This is a genomic window from Prevotella ihumii, from assembly GCF_900155655.1.
Classification (GTDB): domain Bacteria; phylum Bacteroidota; class Bacteroidia; order Bacteroidales; family Bacteroidaceae; genus Prevotella; species Prevotella ihumii.
Genome location: NZ_LT706987.1, coordinates 1,146,523 through 1,167,359, shown reverse-complemented (window position 1 = coordinate 1,167,359; position 20,837 = coordinate 1,146,523). Strand labels below are relative to the sequence as shown.

Here is a 20,837-nt window from a genome sequence, read left to right as displayed (position 1 = left end):
AGATTGAGTGCCCGTCGCTGCGAAGCGTTGGGCATTTTTTGTTTCTCAATATCTTGTCTATAAACTATTAACATAGGCATTTGCCATTTCAGCACACCTTTCTCCATCAATACCTGCACTAACAATTCCTCCCGAGTAGCCAGCTCCTTCAGCGCAAGGGAATAGTCCTTGCAAGCGAACGTGCATTAATGTTTCACGGTCACGGAGTATGCGTACAGGCGAACTTGTACGTGTTTCGGAAGCAATAAGAGTAGCTTCGTTGGTTAAAAAGCCGTGTGCTTGTTTGCCAAATGTTTTGAAAGCCGACTGCAATCTGCTTGTAATGAATTTTGGCATCCAAAAGTGTAACGGACTTGATATAAGCCCTGGTGCATAACTGGTTGAAGGCAAGTCGTATGAAAGGCGATTGTTTACAAAGTCTGCCATACGTTGTGCAGGGGCTGTTTGCTTCATATTTCCCTGTTGCCACGTATCACGTTCCAATTGCTCTTGGAAAGTCATCATACGCAATAGGTTATCTCCTTCAATATCTTCAGGGTTGATTTGAACTACCATACCCGAATTCGACCATTTTGTACCACGATTTGCAGGGCTCATACCATTTGTGACTATCTGTGCAGGGCCTGTGGCAGCAGGGATAACAAAGCCACCAGGGCACATACAAAAAGAGTAAACCCCACGACCTCCAACTTGGGTAACAAACGAATATTCGGCCGCAGGAAGATATTTTCCCCTACCATTTTTGTTGTGATATTGTATTTGGTCTATCAGTTCTGAGGGGTGCTCTAAACGTACACCCACTGCAATTCCTTTAGCTTCCATTTCTATCTCTGCCTCAGCCAAATAACGATAAATATCACGTGCGGAGTGACCTGTGGCAAGGATAACGGGACCTCGGAATGTTTTTTCGATAGGTGTATTGCTTTCAAAAGTTGAAACCGCCTCAACACCTACTACTTTATTCCCGTCAAGTATCAATGAGGTCATCTTGGTATGAAAATGCACCTCACCTCCCGACTTAATAATCGTATTGCGCATATTTTCAATTACTTTGGGCAATTTGTCTGTACCTATATGTGGGTGAACGTCAGCAAGAATGGCTGTAGAAGCCCCATGCTGACAAAATACATTTAGAATTTTATCCACCGAACCACGTTTCTTGCTGCGAGTATAGAGCTTGCCATCAGAATAAGCCCCTGCTCCTCCTTCACCAAAACAGTAGTTCGACTCTTCGTCTACCTTATGTGTTCTACTTATTTGTGCTAAATCTTTTTTGCGCTCTCGTACATCTTTTCCTCGTTCAAGAACGATAGGGCAGAGCCCTAATTCCACTAATTTTAAGGCTGCAAACAAACCTCCAGGGCCAGCACCTACAACAATTACTCGGGGCGAATGACTTACATCTGGGTATTCGGTCTTAATAAACGAGTTGTCGTGCGGTATTTCGTTAATATAGGCACGCACTTTGAGGTTTACTAAGATGTTGCGTTGACGCGCATCTATCGAGCGTTTTAAAACTCTTACTTGATTGAGAGTTCTTGCATCTAAACCTTCTTCACGTGCAAGATATTCTTTTATATTTTCTTCGTTATAAGCCACTTGTGGAGCAACACGAAGTTGAAATTCTTTTATCATATATCGTTGTTTCTAATTCTATTATATTTTAATTTCCCTATGCTTTTAAAATGCAACGAAGAAATATTGTATTTTGGAACAAAAGTAGGTAAAATAACCGAATATTCCAAATTTCTTTTTGTTTGTTAGATTTCTCTCTTTGAAAATACAAGCGTGACAAATTCTGTATTTTAGAGTAAAACCTGTAAATTTATAAATAGATAGTTAAAAAAGGTTTTTAATCTATCAAAAATTTGGCAGTATTAGATATAAAACATATATTTGCTACGTGTTTTTCATGAATTTAGCAATTTTCTAAATTCTTTATCGAGGTTGGTAGCTTCCTGCACCAACCTCTTTTGCTTTTATATAGCCGACAACAAACGTTTCAATAACAATGTTATACAATACTGTGCAGCATAAAGCGGTTGAGGCATATAGAAATAAAAAAAGCGGTCTCTTTAGAGAACCGCCTAATGAAAGGAGGAGTGGTACCACCAGGAATCGAACCGGGGACACAAGGATTTTCAGTCCTTTGCTCTACCAACTGAGCTATGGCACCATTCTGTAAATTCTTTAATGATTAAGCATCATTTCTGAATTGCGATGCAAAGGTAGTTATTATTTTTTATCCCACCAAGGGTTTTGATGGTAAATTTTCAATTTTAATATTTATTTACAAATTAACAAAACCCTTATTTTTGTATAAATGGCTGATAATAAGCGGTATAACGATAATGATAATTCTATCCGCCTTGCATCACAATTCTATTATGAATGATGAAAAACATTTTTTCTTATTCTTCTTCTATCCAACCTTGTGCCTTCAATTGGAACTCATTTCCGTCTCTTGAGATGAGATATTCGCCTAACTTAGCTTCAGTGATATAGCCTATTTGGCGAATATTTTCCATTTTTTCTATTTTGGCGTGGTCGCCAATAGGGATAGTAAAGAGCAGTTCATAATCCTCTCCGCCATTCAATGCAGCTGTTGTGAGGTTCATATTAAACTCTTCGCAAGTAGCGGCAGTTTGATAATCGATAGGTATTTTCTCCTCATAGATACGACAGCCACAACCACTTTGCTTACAAATGTGCTTCAAATCGCTTGCTAATCCGTCCGAAACATCAATCATTGCAGTAGGTTGAATACCTACGGCCTTCAACTGCTGTAATATTTCTCCTTGTGCTTCGGGTTTCAGTTGTCGGTCTATGAGATACTCTTTTCCTGCAAAGTCGGGTTGAAAATTAGCTATTGCATTGCGTTCTATTTTAAGGTTCTCAAGTTGTACCTTATTGTTGCTCTCTTGTGCGGCTTTTAGTTTCTTGTTAAACTCTTCTACTTGTTGGTAGTAAACAGTCTTTTCGCGTTCTAAGATTTGCAAGCCCATATAGGCAGAACCCAAATCGCCTGAGATGCAAATAATATCGGTAGGTTTTGCACCATTGCGATACACAATTTCATCTTTTGTGCCTTCGCCGATGCATGTTAGGTTGATGGCAAGTCCTGTGTATGACGATGTTGTGTCTCCACCCACAATATCAATATTCCACTTTGCGCAAGCTGCCTTCAAGCCTGCATAGAATTGGTCGAGGTCTGTCACCTTGATGCGCTTCCCCATACCTATTGAAACTATCATTTGCTTAGGTTGTCCGTTCATTGCAAAGATATTGCTCATTGTTATCATTGCACACTTATATGCTAAGGTTTGCATATCTATGTATGTAAGGTCAAACTGAATACCTTCCATAAACAAATGTGTGCTAACAAGCGTTTCTTTATTTTCGTTGCGAAGTACGGCAGCATCGTCTCCAACGCCTTTTATGGTAGATGCGTTAATAGGAGTAATGTCTTTTGTGAGACGTTCAATAAGTCCAAATTCGCCCAATTCTTTAATTTCCATATACTTTCTTCTGCGTTTATTTTAAAAAGTAGGGACATACGTTTATCGTATGTCCGCACTTCCATCTGTCTTTGTTTTTCAATCCTCCCTTTATATATGATAAGGTGAAAACTTGTTTTTCTTTGCCTTTATGCACGCTTAATCATTTCGCGCATTATCTCTGTCATCAATGGTTGAGCCGTATTAGCAGCCTCTTGTACCTCTTCGTGACTTACTTCAACAGGAACATCGAAACCGCCCAAGTCGGTGATAACACTCACACCAAAGACCTTTATACCGCTATGACGTGCTACAATAACTTCAGGCACTGTGCTCATACCCACTGCATCACCACCCAAGGTGCGATACATACGATATTCTGCAGGTGTTTCGAATGTAGGACCTTGAACACCTACATATACACCGTGTTTCACAGTAATACCCTTTTCAGCTGCAATCTTATTGGCTGTTTCAATCATACTGTGGTCGTATGGTTCGTGCATATCGGGGAAACGTGGACCAGTAGGGAAGTTAGGACCGTGCAATGGGTGCTCTGGGAAGAAGTTGATGTGGTCTGTGATAATCATCAAGTCGCCAATCTTAAATTCAGGGTTCATACCTCCCGAAGCATTCGATACAAACAAGGTTTCTATACCCAATTCGTGCATCACACGGATAGGGAAAGTAACTTGTTGCATATTGTAACCTTCGTAATAGTGGAAACGACCTTTCATTGCCACAATGTCTTTGCCACCAAGTTTACCAAAGATGAGGCAACCTGCGTGACCTTCTACGGTTGATACAGGAAAATTAGGAATGTCCTTATACGAGAACTCGTATGTGTCAGTTATTTCTGAAGCTAATTGTCCGAGGCCTGTTCCCAGAACGATGGCTGTCTTTGGACTTGTGGTCATTCTTTCCTTTAGCCAAGATGCTGTTTCTTGAATTTTTTCGTACATAAGATATTATTTTTTCATTAAACGTTTCTTCATTATTAAGCATAAACTTCACTCTGATGGGTAGGGCATAGATGTTTTTCCGTACATCATTATCCAATCCCTCAAGGTCTAAAAGTCGTGCTCTGTCTTTCTCTGTGGTAACAATTATTTTGGGTTCTTCCATTGTTGCAAAAGTAGCATTAATGCGTTCTATATCCTTTGACTTAAACGAATGATGGTCGGGGAATGTAAGCGTAACCATTTCTTTTTCACCCGTATAGGGCTTTAAGTCTACTTCCAGTTGCTTTGGTAGTGCTATTCCTGTGAGTAGTAGCACATTATTTTGCTTTATACCTTCGAGTGGAATACTTTCTTGTTGTGCCTCCCCATCAAATACAGGAACTAAATCGCAATATTCTAAGGTTGTAAAGAATAGGTCTTGAAACGGATATAGGTTCATCGCCTTATTCAACACACGATAATCGATAGGGTTTAATTCCTTTGGACACTTCGTTACGATAACAATATCGGCACGATTTTTTCCCGATAGCGGTTCGCGCAATCGCCCTGCAGGCAGCAGCTCGTCATAGATAATGAGGCGATGATAGTCTACCAACAGTATGTTTACCCCAGGTTTCACATAGCGATGTTGGAAAGCATCGTCCAATAAGATAACATCTGTATCTTTGGTTTCTTCGTTCTGTGTCAAATTATCTATTCCGTGACATCTGTCTCTGTCCACTGCCACATAAACATTCGGAAATTTGTGCTTCATTTGGAAAGGCTCGTCACCTATCATTTTCATTTGGGTATCACTATTTGCCAATACGTATCCACGGCTTTTTCGCTTATATCCACGTGATAGCACAGCTACCTGAGCAACATCTTTGAGCAAATTGACAAGATACTCCACGTGTGGTGTCTTGCCCGAACCGCCCACAGTAATGTTACCCACAGAGATAACTGGGGTCTTAAAGCTGCGACTGCGCAATATTCCGATTTCGAAACATTCATTGCGCAAACGCACCCCCAATCCATAGAGCCAACTCAATGGTAGTAGCCATTTGTGTATTTTAATGAAATCGCCTTCCATATATTAATAGGTATAGCGCCTTATTGATAGCTTTCTTTTACGCTCTTTGCTTTAGTTTATATTGATAAAGTAGGGCATACGTGCCTGAATAACCGACTGATTTTTGATATTTTTCATCAGCATAACAGGTTCGTAAAGTGTGCCAAGGGTAGCACGCATTTGTTCGTCAAGATAGCTGCCAGCAGGATTTTCATTGAAGAGTTGTTCTATCCATTCTGCTGGAACAGGGTAGTTCTTGGCGTGATACGCTTTCAGTTTTGCCAATGTTGCAGCTTTCTTTACGGCAGCATCTAATCCACCGAGTTCGTCCACCAATTTTATTTTCATTGCGTCTTCACCCGTGTACACGTGACCTTGTGCCAATGCTTCCACTTGTGCCATAGATAGTTTTCTGCCCTGTGCCACACGGCTCTTAAAGGTGTTGTAGCCACGGTCGATATATATTTGTAGCATACGAAGTTCGTCAGCATTGAATGGACGAGCCATAGTGCCAAAGCCAGAGTTCTTGTTGGTGTTTACCTCGTCAAACTTTACGCCCAACTTCTCGGTGTAGAAACCGCTGAAGTCAGGGAACATACCGAAGATGCCAATAGAACCTGTGATGGTAGTAGGTTCTGCCACAATCCAATTGGCAGGAGCTGAAATATAGTATCCGCCCGATGCTGCATATCCGCCCATACTTACCACAACAGGTTTCACCTTTTTCAGTTCCATTATGTAGTGCCACATCTGTTCTGAAGCATAAGCCGAACCACCGCCTGAGTTTATACGAAGTACTACGGCTTTTACATCATCATCGTGCATCAATTTTTCAATATCTTTGCATACTACTTCTGCATCTATTACGCTCTTGCTTGGCATCATACCGCCTGCAACACCATCTACAATGTCGCCAACCGCGTAATACACAGCTATTTCTTCACCTTCATCATCGTCCTCTTCATTTGCATTTATGTCTGCCAAAGTTACTTGGTTCAAATGTTCGTCCTCTGCTATTCCCATACGTTTCTTTACAGCCATCTTTACTTGGTCTGTATAGAGCAACTTGTCTACAAGTCCCATTTTTACGTAGTCGGTAGCAGCTGCAAGGGTTATCATCGAGTCGGCATACTGATTGAGCTTAGCTTCCGATATTTTACGGCTTTCGCTCACTCCTTTCACAATATGTTTCCATATTCCGTTGAGATAAGCTGTAGTTTGCTCACGGTCGGCGTCGCTCATTTTATCGCCTGTAAATGTTTCTGTTGCACTTTTGTATGTACCAACTTTCGATACTTGCATCTTCACACCAAACTTCTCCATAAGATTTTTTAGATAGTAATGTTGTGAAGTGAGTCCGTGCCAATCCAATTGTCCTTGTGGGTTCAAATAGATTTCATCGGCTACTGATGCTAAGTAGTAAGTACCCTGTGTATAGGTGTCGCTGTAGGTTACTATCCATTTTCCGCTCTTTTTAAAGTCTATCAAAGCCTCACGAGCTTCCTGCATAGACGCATACGAGTTAGAAGCAAAAGCCCCCGCCTCAATGTAGACACCTTTTATCTTATCGTTGTTTTTAGCTTTCTTTAGTCCTGAAACAAGTTGCTCTAAGCCTATATTCTTAGTAACTTGTCCTGTTAGTTTGGCTATAAAATTGTTTTCCTCACGCTCTTCCATCATTCCCGAAAGATTGAGAACCAATACCGAATTGTCTTTTATATCTGCTTTTTTGTTTGTAGAAGCAACCATTCCTACCAAGCTGATAATGCCTAAAACAAGCATTATGCCGCCTGTAATAATCAATCCAACGATTGTTGCTAACACGTATTTAAAGAAATCTCTCATAAAAATAGAATTTACCTTTTCTTTTATATAAATGTAAGAATTGATACTAATTACTTTGGTCGAACTATTCATTTATCAGACAAGTTCGGCTATCCCTACTTGTCAGATAATTCTCTTCGGCTAATCTAATAAGACATCTTTTTTCCTTATATCTTTGCAAAGATAGTTATAAATGCTTGAAATTGCAAATATTAATTACAAACTTTCACTCAATTATGATATGATAAACAATCTTATTTTTGCCTATTCTTCGTTTTTCTATTTGTTTTAAACCCAAATCGGTCGTTAGACTTCTTCGAGATTTGCGCGCTTATTTTGAGCTATTTTTGGTTGTTTTTGAAGACGTTTAGCGAGCTAAACAACTGAAAAAACAAACGAAAAGAGCCAAAATAAGGTGCAAAGACGAAGAAAAGCATAACATCTAAACGCTTTAAAAAGCCTTTGCGGACTAATGACGGATTTGGGTTAAATACATAAATACCCCCTTAGGACTATAGAAGAGACATAAAAAATAGTTTTTGCCGACTTTATTTCCAATCTTTTTTATAACTTTGTCGTATGAAGATAAAGATTAATTGGAAAATGTATGCAGCGTTCTTCATCATCATTGGAGGACTGTATTACATCACTCGTAGTTGGCTGATTACGAGCGGAATTATGGTCATATTGCTACTTATCGACGGATTTCTTCGTGAATACGAAAATAAAAAACGAGGTGAACAGCAAGCAAAAGACATTTTGGAACGCCTCAATCGGGACGAAGAAAAATTGGATAAGGACGAAAAGTAAGCTAAAAACAAGCGTAAAGTATGGAAAAACTCATCGAATTATACAAGAAATGGTCGGGCAGCACACCTAAAAACATTGAAAAACTGCCCGTAGCAGGTAGCAATAGGGCATATTATAGGCTGACTAACGAAGAGGGAGAAGCAGTAATAGGAGTTGTGGGAACAAGCAATGAAGAAAACCACGCCTTTATTTATCTTTCTGACCATTTTACCAAACGTCAACTGCCTGTGCCTAAGGTGCTCGCTGTATCTGAAGACGAGAGCCGCTATCTACAGATAGACTTGGGTAATAGGTCTTTGTTCGATGCTATTCGGGGTGGACGTGAAGCAGGGGGAAGATACAACCTTGCCGAGCAAGAACTTCTACGTAAGGTTATTCGTGAGTTGCCTAATATTCAGATACGTGGTGCACGTGGATTGGATTACACGCATTGTTACCCACAACCTGAATTTAATGAAGAGGGCGTTTTGTTCGACCTCAACTACTTTAAGTATTGTTTTCTGAAAGCTACCGAACTCGACTTCCACGAACTAAAGTTGGAGGCCAACTTCCGTATGTTTGCACGCGACCTTACTGCCGAACCTATGGAAGCCTTTCTTTATCGTGATTTTCAGGCTCGCAACATTATGCTTGACAAGGACGATAATCCTTATTTTATTGATTTTCAAGGAGGTAGGAAAGGACCTATTTATTACGATTTGGCATCATTCCTTTGGCAAGCAAGTGCAAAATATTCGTTTAAGTTGCGCCGTGAATTGGTGTTAGAATACTATAACAGCCTTAAACACTTTACCGAAGTTCCTACTAAGCGTCACTTTGTCAATCGTTTATCGCTCTTTGTGCTCTTCCGCTTGATGCAAGTGTTGGGTGCATACGGTTTCCGTGGTTATTTTGAACGCAAGCAACACTTCATTCAGTCTATTCCTGCTGCTATCCAAAATCTTAGAGACCTCTTAGCTTTGGGTGAAGGAGTGTTCCCTTATCCTTATATGATGGATATGTTACGCCGTCTCACCGAGTTGCCGCAGTTTACACACATTGAACAGGCTGCTAAGAATAGAACCGATGGTTATAAGGTGGCAGAGAAAGATATATATGTAGCCAATCCACAAGATGGACCTGCTACATTCTCTAAATACGATGGGAACGGTCCTTTGTTGGTGCGTGTGTTTAGTTTTTCGTTCAAGAAAGGTATTCCTGAAGACACATCAGGTAATGGCGGAGGCTATGTGTTCGATTGTCGTAGCACGCACAACCCTGGGCGTTACGAACCTTATAAGAAGATTACGGGTCTTGACGAAGCTGTTATTCGCTTCTTAGAAGACGATGGAGAGATAATAGAGTTTCTAAAGCCTGTCTATGCTTTGGCAGAACATCACGTCGAACGCTATATGCAGCGAGGCTTTACCGACCTTATGTTCTCATTCGGATGTACGGGTGGGCAGCATCGTTCTGTGTACAGCGCACAACACTTAGCCGAACATTTGAATAAGAAATACGGCATTGAAGTGCACATTACCCATCGTGAACAAGGCATTGAACAAGTGTTAGCTGCCAAAATATAAGGAGAAGAAAAGGCTTACGCCTTAGACTTTTGGTTATTACCATCTAACTCCTTTAGCAATAATAGCACAATCCCTTCCAAACCAACTTAGGATTAAGTGTTTGGAAGGGATTGTTGTTTTTATGCTTGTTAATCCCAAATCGGTCGTTAGACATCTTCGAGATTTGCGAGCTTATTTTGAGCTATTTTTGGTTGTTTTTGAAGACGTTTAGCGAGCTAAACAACTGAAAAACAAACGAAAAGAGCCAAAATAAGGTGCAAAGACGAAGAAAAGCATAACATCTAAACGCTTTAAAAAGCCTTTGCGGGCTAATGACCAATTTGGGTTAATCTATTATCCTAAAATGAAATTGAGGATAAAGAGTATCGAAAGGACGCAGAGTGTAATGTTGAGGTCTTGCCAACGACGAGTGCAAAGTTTCATAATAACGAAAGCAAGAATACCTAAACAGATGCCGTCAGCAATAGAGTAACACAAAACCATTGTAATCATTGTTATGAATGCAGGGAAGGCTTCTGTTATGTCTTGTAGATTAATCTTCTTTACAGAGTCGAGCATCAGCACACCTACCATAATCAATGCACCACTTGTAGCTGCACTCGGAATGAGCAAGAAGATAGGTGAGAGGAACAAAGCAAGGATAAACATTGCGCCAACAACAAATGAGGTCAATCCCGAACGACCACCTTCAGCAATACCACTTGCACTCTCTATATATGTAGAGATGGTAGAGCTTCCAAGCATAGCCCCACAGGTTGTACCTATGGCATCGCTCATCATTGCTTCGCTAACGTGAGGAATACTGCCGTCTTCACGTACAATGCCTGTCTTTTCTGCCAATCCCATCAACGTTCCGATGGTATCAAATATATTGATAATGAGGAGGGAGAACACTACAAGTATGGTCTTTAAACTGAGCAAGCCCGTGAAATCAAACTGACAGAATATAGGTGAAATATCCTGTGGAGCAGCTACGGGCAACCAATGGTCGGGGAAATTGGTTACGCCCATTGGAATTCCTATCAGTGTGGCAGCAATGATACTCCAAAAGAGTGCGCCCTTTATGTTGCGTGCCATCAATACACCGCTCAACAGGGTTGCAAATATACCCAACAAGCAAGGAGCGGTGAAAGCTCCCAAGCCCACGAATGTACCTTCTTTAGAGACAATTATCTCTGCATTCTTCAATCCTATAAAAGCAATAAACATACCGATACCAGCCGAAATAGCATACCGAAGGTTGTTAGGAATGGCATTGAAAATCATTTCACGTACATTGAAGAAGGTTATTAAGATGAAAACAATACCTTCTATAAGTAATATAGCGAGCGAGTTTTGCCACGAGTATCCCATTGCTTGGCACAATGTATAAGCAAAGAAAGCATTCAATCCCATAGAGGGAGCTTGGGAAAATGGCAACTTTGCCATAAATGCTAAAAGCAGCGTAGCAATAGCTGAAGCAAGTGCGGTAGCGGTAAATAGCGCACCTTGGTCCATACCTGTCGACATCAAGATAGCAGGGTTCACCGCCAAGATGTAGCTCATTGTAAGAAAGGTTGTTACTCCAGCCACTATTTCGGTGCGGAGCTTCATCGTTTCAGGGTTGAACCCTAAGGCTTTTTCTAAGAAGTTCATTGTGTATAAATTGGTTTTTATTAGTATTTATTGGTTTGTCTATTCATTTTTTGTCTTGCTCTTGTTCAAGCCAATCGTCTATCAACATTCGGGCGATAGATAGTTTTTCAGGCAGAAGGGGTAGATTGTCTTTGGTAAACCAACTGCCCTTTGACAGTTCGCTACGTTGTAGATGGATTTCGCCTTCTACATAATCGGCATTGAAGCCTATCATTATACCGCACGGATAGGGCCAAGGCTGTGAGCCAAAATATCGAATGTTATTAATTGTGATACCTGTTTCTTCCATTACTTCATAGTGTACCGTCTGTTCTAAGGTTTCGCCTGTTTCTACAAAACCTGATACCAATCCATAATGATTGTCCTTAAAGTTGTGTGCACGAACAAGCAGTACCTCGTCTCCACGATGCACCAATACGATGATAGCTGTTGCAAGTTGTGGCCAAACCTCTTTGCCACAATTTGTGCAACGTTTAGATATTTCGGTGTCCATCTTCATTGGAGACCCACATACGCCGCAGAATTGCGTGTTTCTATTCCAATAAAGCAATTCTTGACATTTACCTGCCTTTAGGTAAAGTTCGGTGGATAGTTTGTAATAACTATTTCGTAAGCCACACATTTCGTATTTAGGATTATTGGTTACAGGCATTTCTATGTTCACCGCCTTTACCTTTATGCCGTCTTCCATCGCTGCAACCTGCATTACTTGCGACCACGCTTTCAGCTCCACTGGACATTCTTCGCCCAAAGGTATGGAGTATCCCTCACTTGTAAGCTCTAATACAAGGTCGGTTTTGCAGAAAATGAACCAATAACTTTTCATATCTTCTCTTTACCTTATTATAATATTGTTGGGTGTTTCTTCACCAAACAATATTTTGCGATCACGTTTTGCGGCTTTTTCTGTCCATTCGGTAGGTACAAATTTCCAGTTATTGTTGGGTTGTGGATTGAGCTCGCCAGCCTTTTCTATCTCTTCCATAAGATAGAAACGTTGGTCTTTCTCGCTTCTCCACGTAATGCGACCCTTCAATTCATCTTGTGGAATACCTGCACCCTTAGTTAGCAGTTCGCCTCCGCCATTGCCACGATAACTATTTACTGCAACTGCATACCATTTGGTTTCGTCAAAAGGCTCGCCATTGCTCATTCTTAGTATTCTAACCTTTTCGCCGTATGGTTTTGTTACATCTACTTCGTAATCGATACCTGCCGCAGAGTCGAAATTGAAAGATAAGTTTTTGAAGCCCATACGTTGAGAATCGTCGCGTGTATCTTCTTGTAAGAGCAACAAATGGTCGTCAGCCGACTGCATTGTGTTGACCCATAAGTTGTAGCTCATTTCCAAATAGTCTTTTATCTCTTTACCTGTGAGTTTCATCACATAAAGTTGGTTCTCGTATTTATAGAGGTTGAACATATCAGCCACCGTAATAGCACCAGCCTTAATAGACGAATTAAACCCTAAAGGCGCATTGAAAGCAATATCAGCGTGTGTAATCTGAAGTTCGAGATTAAGAATAAGGTCGTTGAAAGCCGAACTACCAAAGAAACAATCCTTTGTGCTAATAGTATTCTTAAAACTTCCTATTTTGCGATTAGCCCAGTTTTTCACCTCATTGATGTGGTTTTCAAAGTGTGCCATATACTTTTCGTCCACTTCGTAAGGCGTCATATCTTCCAATGTTCCCTCTTTTACTATTATCTCATAACGTTTTCCGTTCTTTGCAGCCTTCTTTTTCAAAGGGCGAAGCGTAAGCGTTGCTACAGCAGCATATTGAGCATTGTTGGCAGGGTCTAAGCATAACACCTCTTTACCATCAATGTTAGTAACCGAAATATTGCGTGGCTTATGGTCGTGACCGAAGAACACTACATCAAAGCCCGAAACCTCTTCGGCTACTCGCTTAGATGCGTCCTCCATATAGGTAGGGGTGGTAATGCCACCGTCCCAACCCGAATGGAACAAACCTACAACAACGTCGGGTTGTTCTTTAGTCTTTACCTCTGCCACAGCCTTCTTTGCTGTGTTAATCATTTCGTCAAAGCGCAATCCCTTCCACAATTCCTCTTCCAACCAATTGGGAATGGCAGGTGTAAGCATACCTATCACGGCTACTTTCACGCCATTTTCTTTCCGTATGGTATAGTAAGGCAATATGTACGGACTATTTTTCTCTGTGTCAATAATGTTTGCAGCCACCACAGGACACTGCAATTCTTTAATCCATTTGTCGTAAACAGCGTGCCCTGTCTCAATATCGTGGTTGCCCACTCCCGACACATCGTATTTCAAATAGTTTACTACACTTGCTGCAATATTTTCCTTCTGTGGTTGCAAATAGTTGTAATAATAAGAAATGGGTTGACCTTGTAGAATGTCGCCATTGTCTAATAAGTAAACATTTTGTGTGCCGTGATTGCGTCGGAGTTGGTTCACAAATGTAGAAACTCTTGCCATTGTACCTGCTTTAGGCTTACGAGTAATGAAGTCGTAAGGAAAAAACGAGCCGTGAACATCTGATGTTTCTACGATTTTTATAATAATGTCTTTGCTCTTGGCTGTTGCCACTGAGCCGCTAAGTATGAGCGTCATAAGTGCTATAAATATTCTGTACATAAATTTCTGTGTTGAAAACGTAATATGCAAAAGTACAAATAAAAATGGAGATGAACTAATTTTTTATTAAAGTAAAAAGATAGATTGTTCTATTTTTCCCTTCCCAACTTTAAGATTTCCAAACATCAACTTTGACAATCCCAAACATATATGTTTAGCCGTCCCAAAGTTCAACTTTGACAGTGTAAAACATATATGTTTTGGAAAGTGAAACATATATGTTTTGTATCGTAGTTATAAGTTGTTTATAATCAATGCTTTATCGTGTTGGGTTATGCGAGCTAATCTGAAGAAAGAATTGGTCTGTTTTTCTGTATTCAAACTTTTATACAGTGGCAAATAATCCTTTGCAGATATTAAACCCAAATCGGTCGTCCGACCCGTCTGACCCGTCCGACCCGTCTAATGACCGATTGGGGTTAAAGGTTAGATAGAATTATTGTGCGAAGCGTATTTTCGTTAGAGGTGCTATATATAATAAGGTGGAATGAAAAAATAGGGGTAAGATGCTCGCTCTTTCAGATTTTTTAAGTAAATTTGCAGCAAAATTAATAACGTTATTTAATACTAATTTTACAATTATGCAGAAAAGATTGTCCTTTCTGATAGTAATGTTGGTAGCTCTAACATCTTCTGTTATGGCTCAGATTACTACATCAGGAATTAGTGGTAAGGTTACATCAATGGGCGAAGACGTAATTGGTGCTACCGTAACAGCCACCCATCAACCTTCGGGTACTATCTATCGTGCAGTGACCAACATTGATGGTCGCTTTACAATTCAGGGTATGCGTGTAGGCGGTCCATACAAGGTGGAGTTCAATTACATCGGACAGCTCCCTAAAGTGTTGGAAAACATTACCCTTCGTTTGGGCGAAGTAGAGGATTTGTCGTGTACAATGGAGCAAGACTCTAAAGAGCTTCAGGAGGTTGTAGTAAGCGGCAAAGCTGGTGTGAACGGCACAAAGAATGGTGCTGCACAAAGTTTGAATGCACGCCAGATAGCCGAGATACCAAGTATTACACACGGCATAGCCGACGTAGCTCGTCTTAATCCACAGCTTACCACATCAAGCAATGGTGCAATGTCGTTTGCTGGTACAAGCAATCGTTACAACTCGTTTATGATAGATGGTGCTATGAACAACGACGTGTTCGGCCTTGCTGCCGATGGTTCTAATGGTGGACAAGCTGGTACACAGCCTGTTTCGATGGAAACTATTGAGCAAATCCAGATTAACGTAGCTCCTTTCGATGTTCGCCAAAGTGGTTTCACAGGTGGTGCTATCAATGCTATAACCAAGTCGGGAACAAATAAGTTCCACGGTAGTTTGTATGGCTTCGGCAACAACCAAAACCTTATTGGCGCACACTACCCATTTGCTGATGGTACAGGCTATGCGCCTAAGTATCAAGAGCAGCAAGAATACCAATGGGGTTTGACCCTTGGCGGCCCTATCATTAAAGACAAACTCTTCTTCTTTGTCAACTATGAAGATGCCAACAAGAAATATCCTAATATAAATGGCTATCGTCAAGATGGTTCACGTGTGTTGGCAGACGAGGCTGATGGCGTTTTGGCTAAAGTGAAGGAAATGGCTGCTAAGCAGGGATACGACTATACAGGTGCTTTTGGCAATCCTGATATTTATACCAAGAGCAAGAAATATGGTGCAAAGATAGACTGGAATATCAACGACTTTAACAAGTTCTCTTTGCGTTGGAGTTTGGTTGATGCAAAGCAGTTGAACAATGTAAGTGGTGCATCATCATTGAACGATAACCACTACTATTATCCATTTGAAAGCAAAACCCACTCTTTCACAGCCGAATTGCAGAGCCGCATCTCGCCTGTATTGAGCAATGAGGCACGTGCAAGCTATGTACGTGTACGCGACCAACGTGCTGTATCTTCAGCTTTCCCAATGGTTTCGTTGCAGGTAACGGGTGGTACGCTGAACATTGGTAACGAGCGTTCGTCAATGGCCAACACGTTGGATCAAGACATCTATACCTTTGAAGACAACTTCACTTGGTATAAGGGTAACCACACCTATACATTCGGTACACATAACGAGTTTTATAAGTTTGCCAACCTCTTTATTCAAGATGCAAACGGTACTTACAACTTTGCCGACTTAGACCATTTCAATAAGTACTACAATGATTATATGGCAGGCAATCTTGACCCTACATACGCTTACTTCAAGCAGTATCGTTTCGGAATGGCTAATACTAAAGTGACAGGCGACCCACGTTGGAAAGCTCCTTTCTCAGCAGGTCAGTTGGGTTTCTATGTTCAAGACAAGTGGAATGCTACTCCTTCATTGCAGTTCACATACGGTTTGCGTATGGAAATTCCTCTCTTCTTTGACACACCAACCGAAAACGCACCATTCAATGCGTATGCTGCACAGCGTGGTTGGGGTGTTCGCACCAATCACAAGCTCTCAAGCACACCTTTGTGGAGTCCACGTGTAGGCTTCCGTTGGGATATAAATCACGATCGCCGTTATATTCTTCGTGGTGGTGCAGGTATCTTTACAGGTCGCATACCATACGTATGGATTAGCAACAACTTTACCAACACTGGTATTCAGATGTCGAAGTATGATGTGCAAAATCCAAAGGGTTTGGAACTTATCCTCAATCCTAATGGACAATTGCCTAACGCTGAACACTTGAAAGCATCGGGCAGTCAGGAAATTAATGTGTTTGACGATAAGTTTAAGTTTGCGCAAACTTTGAAGTTCAACCTCGGTTTCGACTTCAAGGCTTTGGATATTGATTGGACAGCAGAAGCTATCTATTCTAAGACATTGAACGATATTTATTATAAAAACCTTGCTGTTGAGGCTACAGGAAAGACCTTTGGACAAGAGACAGGTTATACTTGGGATAATCGCCCAATGTACGAACGTACTACAAAGGGTACACCATTTGCAAATGTTTACGCGCTCTATAACACCAATAAGGGTTACACAGTGAGTCTCTCATTGAAGGGTGAAAAGCATTTCGACTTTGGCCTCGACTTGATGGCAAGCTATACTTGGACTCGCTCAATGAGTATCAATAGTGGTTCATCGTCAGTGGCAAGTAGCAACTGGATGTTCAATACCACTCACCTTAATCCTAATGCGCCTGAACTTGGGTTCAGTGCTTACAATGTGCCTCACCGCTTGCAGGCAAGTGCTTACTACCACATTGGCTATGGCGCAAAGAAACAATGGGAAACAACCATCGGTCTTATCTATCAGGCACGTAGCGGTTCACCATACGTTATCGAGATGTATGGCGATATGAATGGCGATGGTGCACGTGGCAACGACCTTATGTTTATTCCTACCGATGCGCAAATTGACCAAATGCACTTTGCATCAGCTAAGGTAAACAACAGCAAAGACATTTATCCATTGATAACAAAGGTGCTTGGAAAAGGATTTAATGGTACGCTTACTGAGGAACAGCAGCGTGCATTGTTGAAGCAATGGATTGCTGACGACTCGTATATGCGCAACCACCGCGGTGAATACTTTGATCGTTATGCTGATAATCTTGCATTTGAACACCATTTTGATGTTCACTTTGCACAGAAGTTCAGTTTCAAAGTGGCAAATCAAATCAATTCTTTGGAGTTGAGCTTTGACGTTATCAACATTGGCAACTTGCTTAATAAGGATTGGGGACATACCTATGGTGACGGCTTCGGTCGTTACTTTAGCCCATTCAACTATGAAGGTAATGGCAAGTTCAAGTTTGATGCAACACACGTATCACGCAACTACGATACATACAACAGCCGTTGGCGTGGTCAGTTAGGATTGCGCTATACATTCTAACAAATTACAATACACACTAAAGAAAGGTGGAAATCTGATGCAGATTTCCACCTTTTTTATTAACTTTGCCTTAATCTTTAAAAACGTAAGACATTATGATAATAGATTTTGAGAAAATAGCCGAAGAACATATTGAAGGCTTTAAAGGCGGTGAAGGAAAGTTGGATACACGCAGCTATGTAGACGATAAAGCACGCATTATGTATTCCACCTTGCGACCAGGCGCACGCAGCGGAGAGCACGAACACAAGGGCTCGTTCGAGGTAATGTATGTAGTAAGCGGTGAGCTAACTGTGCATTACGATGGCGTAGAGGAAGTTATAAAGATGGGGCAGGTGCACTATTGTCCTGATGGGCACAAACATTGGTTTGAAAATAAGACCGACCACGATGTAATTTATTATGCTATAGTTCCTACGTTAGGATAATTTTTTGCAAACTGTTGGTACGAAAAAAGCGAGACTTTGCCTATTGGGCAGTGTCTCGCTTTACATTATGCTTATCTAAAATAATTATTTCTTCTCTTCCATAACACCTTCTACATATAGGCGTGTCATTTCTGTTTTACCATTGGTTCGTACGGTAATGGTCTTCTTAAAGTGCCCAGGGAATTTGCCTTGACCATTGTAAGTAATCTCAATTGTGCCTTTCTGACCTGGTGCAATAGGACGCTTGTCGAAGCGTGGAACGGTACAACCACAACTTGCTACAACCTGATTGATAATCAATGGCGATGTACCTACATTGGTAAAAGTAAATGTCACTTTATGCACAGGGTTGCTTTCTGAGAAAGTACCAAAATTATGGGTTACTTTATCGAACTTTATTTCAGATTGTGCCATTGCAAAATGAAGACTTCCTACAAAAAGAAGTATTAGCATTAAAATCTTTTTCATACGTTTCTAACTTTTAATTTGTTATCTTTAAGATGCAAAAGTATATATAAAGTTTATTGAAATTCTAATATTTTACAATTATTAGTTAATTCTAATATTATTTTAACTACCATTAACCTATCATATCGCATCAACTCTATCGGCGGCGTTTAGGGCGTTTGGGCTCATTCCGCTGCGAGTTTTTGTGCTTCTTTTGGGGAGATTTTACAGTTGGGCTACTGCCTACAGCTTTAGGGTCGTAGGTTACTTTGCCATAAAAAGGCTTGTTGTCGTAGAGCTTTGGTATGAGATCTTCTCTTCCTATACGTTTTAGTTCACGCTCAATGTTTTTACGTTCTTCTTTCTTATACCAGAAAAAGAATTGTCGTTGAGCCAATTTCTCGCGTGGTGTTTTGGCAGAGAAGATGGGCTCAAGAGTGTAAGGCTCAAAGCCAGAATACCAAGTTTCGGTAGCTACAGTCATTGGGGTAGGGGTAAAATCTTGCACCTGTTCAAGGTGGAAATCAAGTCCCTTAGTTATCACAGCAAGTTCTGCCATGTCTTCTTCCTTGCACCCAGGGTGTGAAGAAATGAAGTATGGAATGATTTGTTGTCGTAGATTTTCCTCCTTATTTATCTTGTCGAAGATGCGTTTGAAGGCATAAAATTGTTGGAAAGATGGCTTTCGCATCAATTTTAGCACACGGTCCGAGGTGTGTTCAGGGGCTATCTTAAGGCGTCCACTTACGTGGTTTTTTATCAGTTCGTGGGTGTACTCTTGAGTAGATTGGTTTGCTTTTTCGTCTTTACTCTTATGCAATAGTAAGTCGTAACGCACACCAGAGCCTATAAAACTCTTTTTTATTCCAGGCAATGCGTCTACACTTCTGTATATATCGAGTAGTTTAGAATGGTCGGTGTTGAGGTTGGGGCATATATCAGGATTGATACAGCTTGGGCGTTTGCAGCGTTCGCAGGCTTTGAGATTTCGTCCTTCCATACCATACATATTTGCAGATGGACCGCCAAGGTCGGATAAATAGCCCTTAAAGCCAGGCATTTGCGTAACTTGTTTTACTTCTTTTATAATACTTTCCTTAGAACGACTAGCAATAAACTTGCCTTGATGAGCCGAAATAGTACAAAAAGCGCAACCACCAAAGCAACCGCGATGGATATTTACGCTGAACTTTATCATCTCGTATGCAGGTATCACTTTTCCGTTGTATTTGGGATGAGGCTCACGTGTGTAAGGTAAATCGTATGTAGCATCAACTTCGGCGGTGCTCATTGTGGGGTAGGGAGGATTTACAACAGTGTACACATTGTCTACTGCTTGAAGTATGCGCTGTGCGTGCTTCTTGTTTGACTCCTCTTCGATGTGCTTGAAATTCTCCGATTGTGCTTTCTTGTTATGCAAACATTCCTCGTGCGAGTGCAACACTATATCGTTTTCGGTTATGCCGTTGGGAATATCAGCTTCCTTGCATAGATAAACCGTTTGTGGCACATCTTTGATGTCTTTTATACTCTTTCCATTTTCAAGTTCTTGTGCAATAGCTACGATTTGCTTTTCGCCCATTCCGTAGATGATGAGGTCGGCACCTGAATCGCATAAAATACTTTTGCGCAAGCTATCCTTCCAATAGTCGTAATGGGTAAGTCGACGTAATGACGCCTCAATACCTCCTAAGACAATTGGTACATCGGGATAAAGCTTGCGCAAAATCTGTGAATAAACAATGGTAGGGTATTCTGGTCGAAGGTCGTGTCGACCGTCAGGGGAGTAAGCATCTTCTGAACGCAAACGACGATTGGCAGTATATTTGTTTACCATCGAGTCCATTGCGCCAGGAGCTATACCAAAATAAAGTCGGGGTTTGCCCAACTTCTTGAAATCTCTATAGTCTCCGTGCCAGTCGGGTTGTGGTACGATAGCTACTTTATAACCCGCTGCTTCGAGTGTTCGCCCTATTACAGCTGCTCCAAATGCGGGGTGGTCGATATACGCATCACCTGAAAATAGGATAATATCGAGCTCATCCCATTTTCTAAGTTCCACTTCTTTCTTTGTAGTTGGTAAGAAGTCGGTGAGTTTATATCGTGATACCGATTGAGTATTGGGTCTTTCTTGTCTTTTTTCTCCTGTTTTTTTCTCT

Annotated in this window: 14 protein-coding genes and 1 tRNA gene; 4 read left to right on the top strand and 11 right to left on the bottom strand. The window is 41.0% G+C overall.

Translation table 11 applies throughout. The annotated features are described in order from the left end of the window. Positions 1-57: 57 nt before the first annotated feature. The 6 genes from CZ367_RS05535 to sppA all read right to left on the bottom strand — a co-directional run bounded on the left by CZ367_RS05535 (position 58) and on the right by sppA (position 7,352). Complete coding sequence (locus CZ367_RS05535) at positions 58-1,635, bottom strand: NAD(P)/FAD-dependent oxidoreductase (protein ID WP_077195960.1); 1,578 nt, start codon at positions 1,633-1,635, stop codon at positions 58-60. Between the two features lie 468 nt (positions 1,636-2,103). Next, a tRNA-Phe gene (locus tag CZ367_RS05530) sits at positions 2,104-2,176 on the bottom strand. Between the two features lie 235 nt (positions 2,177-2,411). Continuing rightward, complete coding sequence (locus CZ367_RS05525) at positions 2,412-3,518, bottom strand: thiamine-phosphate kinase (protein ID WP_077195959.1); 1,107 nt, start codon at positions 3,516-3,518, stop codon at positions 2,412-2,414. Between the two features lie 128 nt (positions 3,519-3,646). After that, on the bottom strand, positions 3,647-4,456 hold the full coding sequence (locus tag CZ367_RS05520) for a purine-nucleoside phosphorylase (protein WP_077195958.1): 810 nt from the start codon (positions 4,454-4,456) through the stop codon (positions 3,647-3,649). Further along, complete coding sequence (lpxK, locus tag CZ367_RS05515) at positions 4,341-5,528, bottom strand: tetraacyldisaccharide 4'-kinase (protein ID WP_077195957.1); 1,188 nt, start codon at positions 5,526-5,528, stop codon at positions 4,341-4,343. Before lpxK ends, CZ367_RS05520 begins: the two co-directional genes overlap by 116 nt. 51 nt (positions 5,529-5,579) lie before the next feature. Then, positions 5,580-7,352, bottom strand: a complete 1,773-nt coding sequence (gene sppA / locus CZ367_RS05510) for a signal peptide peptidase SppA (RefSeq protein WP_077197374.1) — start codon at positions 7,350-7,352, stop codon at positions 5,580-5,582. 558 nt (positions 7,353-7,910) lie between these two features. Here sppA and CZ367_RS05505 point away from each other — a divergent pair. Together CZ367_RS05505 and CZ367_RS05500 are read left to right on the top strand one after the other, a co-directional pair. Next, positions 7,911-8,141 (top strand): hypothetical protein, encoded by a 231-nt coding sequence (locus CZ367_RS05505; protein WP_077195956.1) that lies wholly within the window; start codon positions 7,911-7,913, stop codon positions 8,139-8,141. A 20-nt stretch (positions 8,142-8,161) separates the two neighbouring features. Continuing rightward, complete coding sequence (locus CZ367_RS05500) at positions 8,162-9,706, top strand: RapZ C-terminal domain-containing protein (RefSeq protein WP_077195955.1); 1,545 nt, start codon at positions 8,162-8,164, stop codon at positions 9,704-9,706. Between the two features lie 333 nt (positions 9,707-10,039). Here CZ367_RS05500 and CZ367_RS05495 read toward each other — a convergent pair whose 3' ends face one another. From CZ367_RS05495 to CZ367_RS05485, 3 genes are read right to left on the bottom strand one after another with little or no spacing between them, the layout of a single operon-like run. Further along, a complete protein-coding gene (locus CZ367_RS05495; protein ID WP_077195954.1) occupies positions 10,040-11,341 on the bottom strand; it encodes an NCS2 family permease in 1,302 nt (433 codons plus the stop codon). Between the two features lie 43 nt (positions 11,342-11,384). Next, complete coding sequence (gene nudC / locus CZ367_RS05490) at positions 11,385-12,167, bottom strand: NAD(+) diphosphatase (RefSeq protein WP_077195953.1); 783 nt, start codon at positions 12,165-12,167, stop codon at positions 11,385-11,387. Positions 12,168-12,176: 9 nt separating this feature from the next. Beyond that, complete coding sequence (locus tag CZ367_RS05485) at positions 12,177-13,964, bottom strand: bifunctional metallophosphatase/5'-nucleotidase (RefSeq protein WP_077195952.1); 1,788 nt, start codon at positions 13,962-13,964, stop codon at positions 12,177-12,179. Between the two features lie 581 nt (positions 13,965-14,545). Between CZ367_RS05485 and CZ367_RS05480 the strand changes: the two genes are divergently transcribed. Both CZ367_RS05480 and CZ367_RS05475 read left to right on the top strand, forming a co-directional pair. Beyond that, the gene (locus tag CZ367_RS05480; protein ID WP_077195951.1) at positions 14,546-17,803 is read left to right on the top strand and encodes a TonB-dependent receptor; all 3,258 of its coding nucleotides are present in this window, start codon (positions 14,546-14,548) and stop codon (positions 17,801-17,803) included. Positions 17,804-17,898: 95 nt separating this feature from the next. After that, on the top strand, positions 17,899-18,231 hold the full coding sequence (locus CZ367_RS05475; RefSeq protein WP_077195950.1) for a cupin domain-containing protein: 333 nt from the start codon (positions 17,899-17,901) through the stop codon (positions 18,229-18,231). An 84-nt stretch (positions 18,232-18,315) separates the two neighbouring features. Here CZ367_RS05475 and CZ367_RS05470 read toward each other — a convergent pair whose 3' ends face one another. Both CZ367_RS05470 and CZ367_RS05465 read right to left on the bottom strand, forming a co-directional pair. Further along, positions 18,316-18,699, bottom strand: a complete 384-nt coding sequence (locus CZ367_RS05470; protein WP_077195949.1) for a DUF1573 domain-containing protein — start codon at positions 18,697-18,699, stop codon at positions 18,316-18,318. A gap of 136 nt (positions 18,700-18,835) precedes the next feature. Continuing rightward, on the bottom strand, positions 18,836-20,740 hold the full coding sequence (locus tag CZ367_RS05465; protein WP_394334156.1) for a YgiQ family radical SAM protein: 1,905 nt from the start codon (positions 20,738-20,740) through the stop codon (positions 18,836-18,838). Positions 20,741-20,837 lie beyond the last annotated feature (97 nt).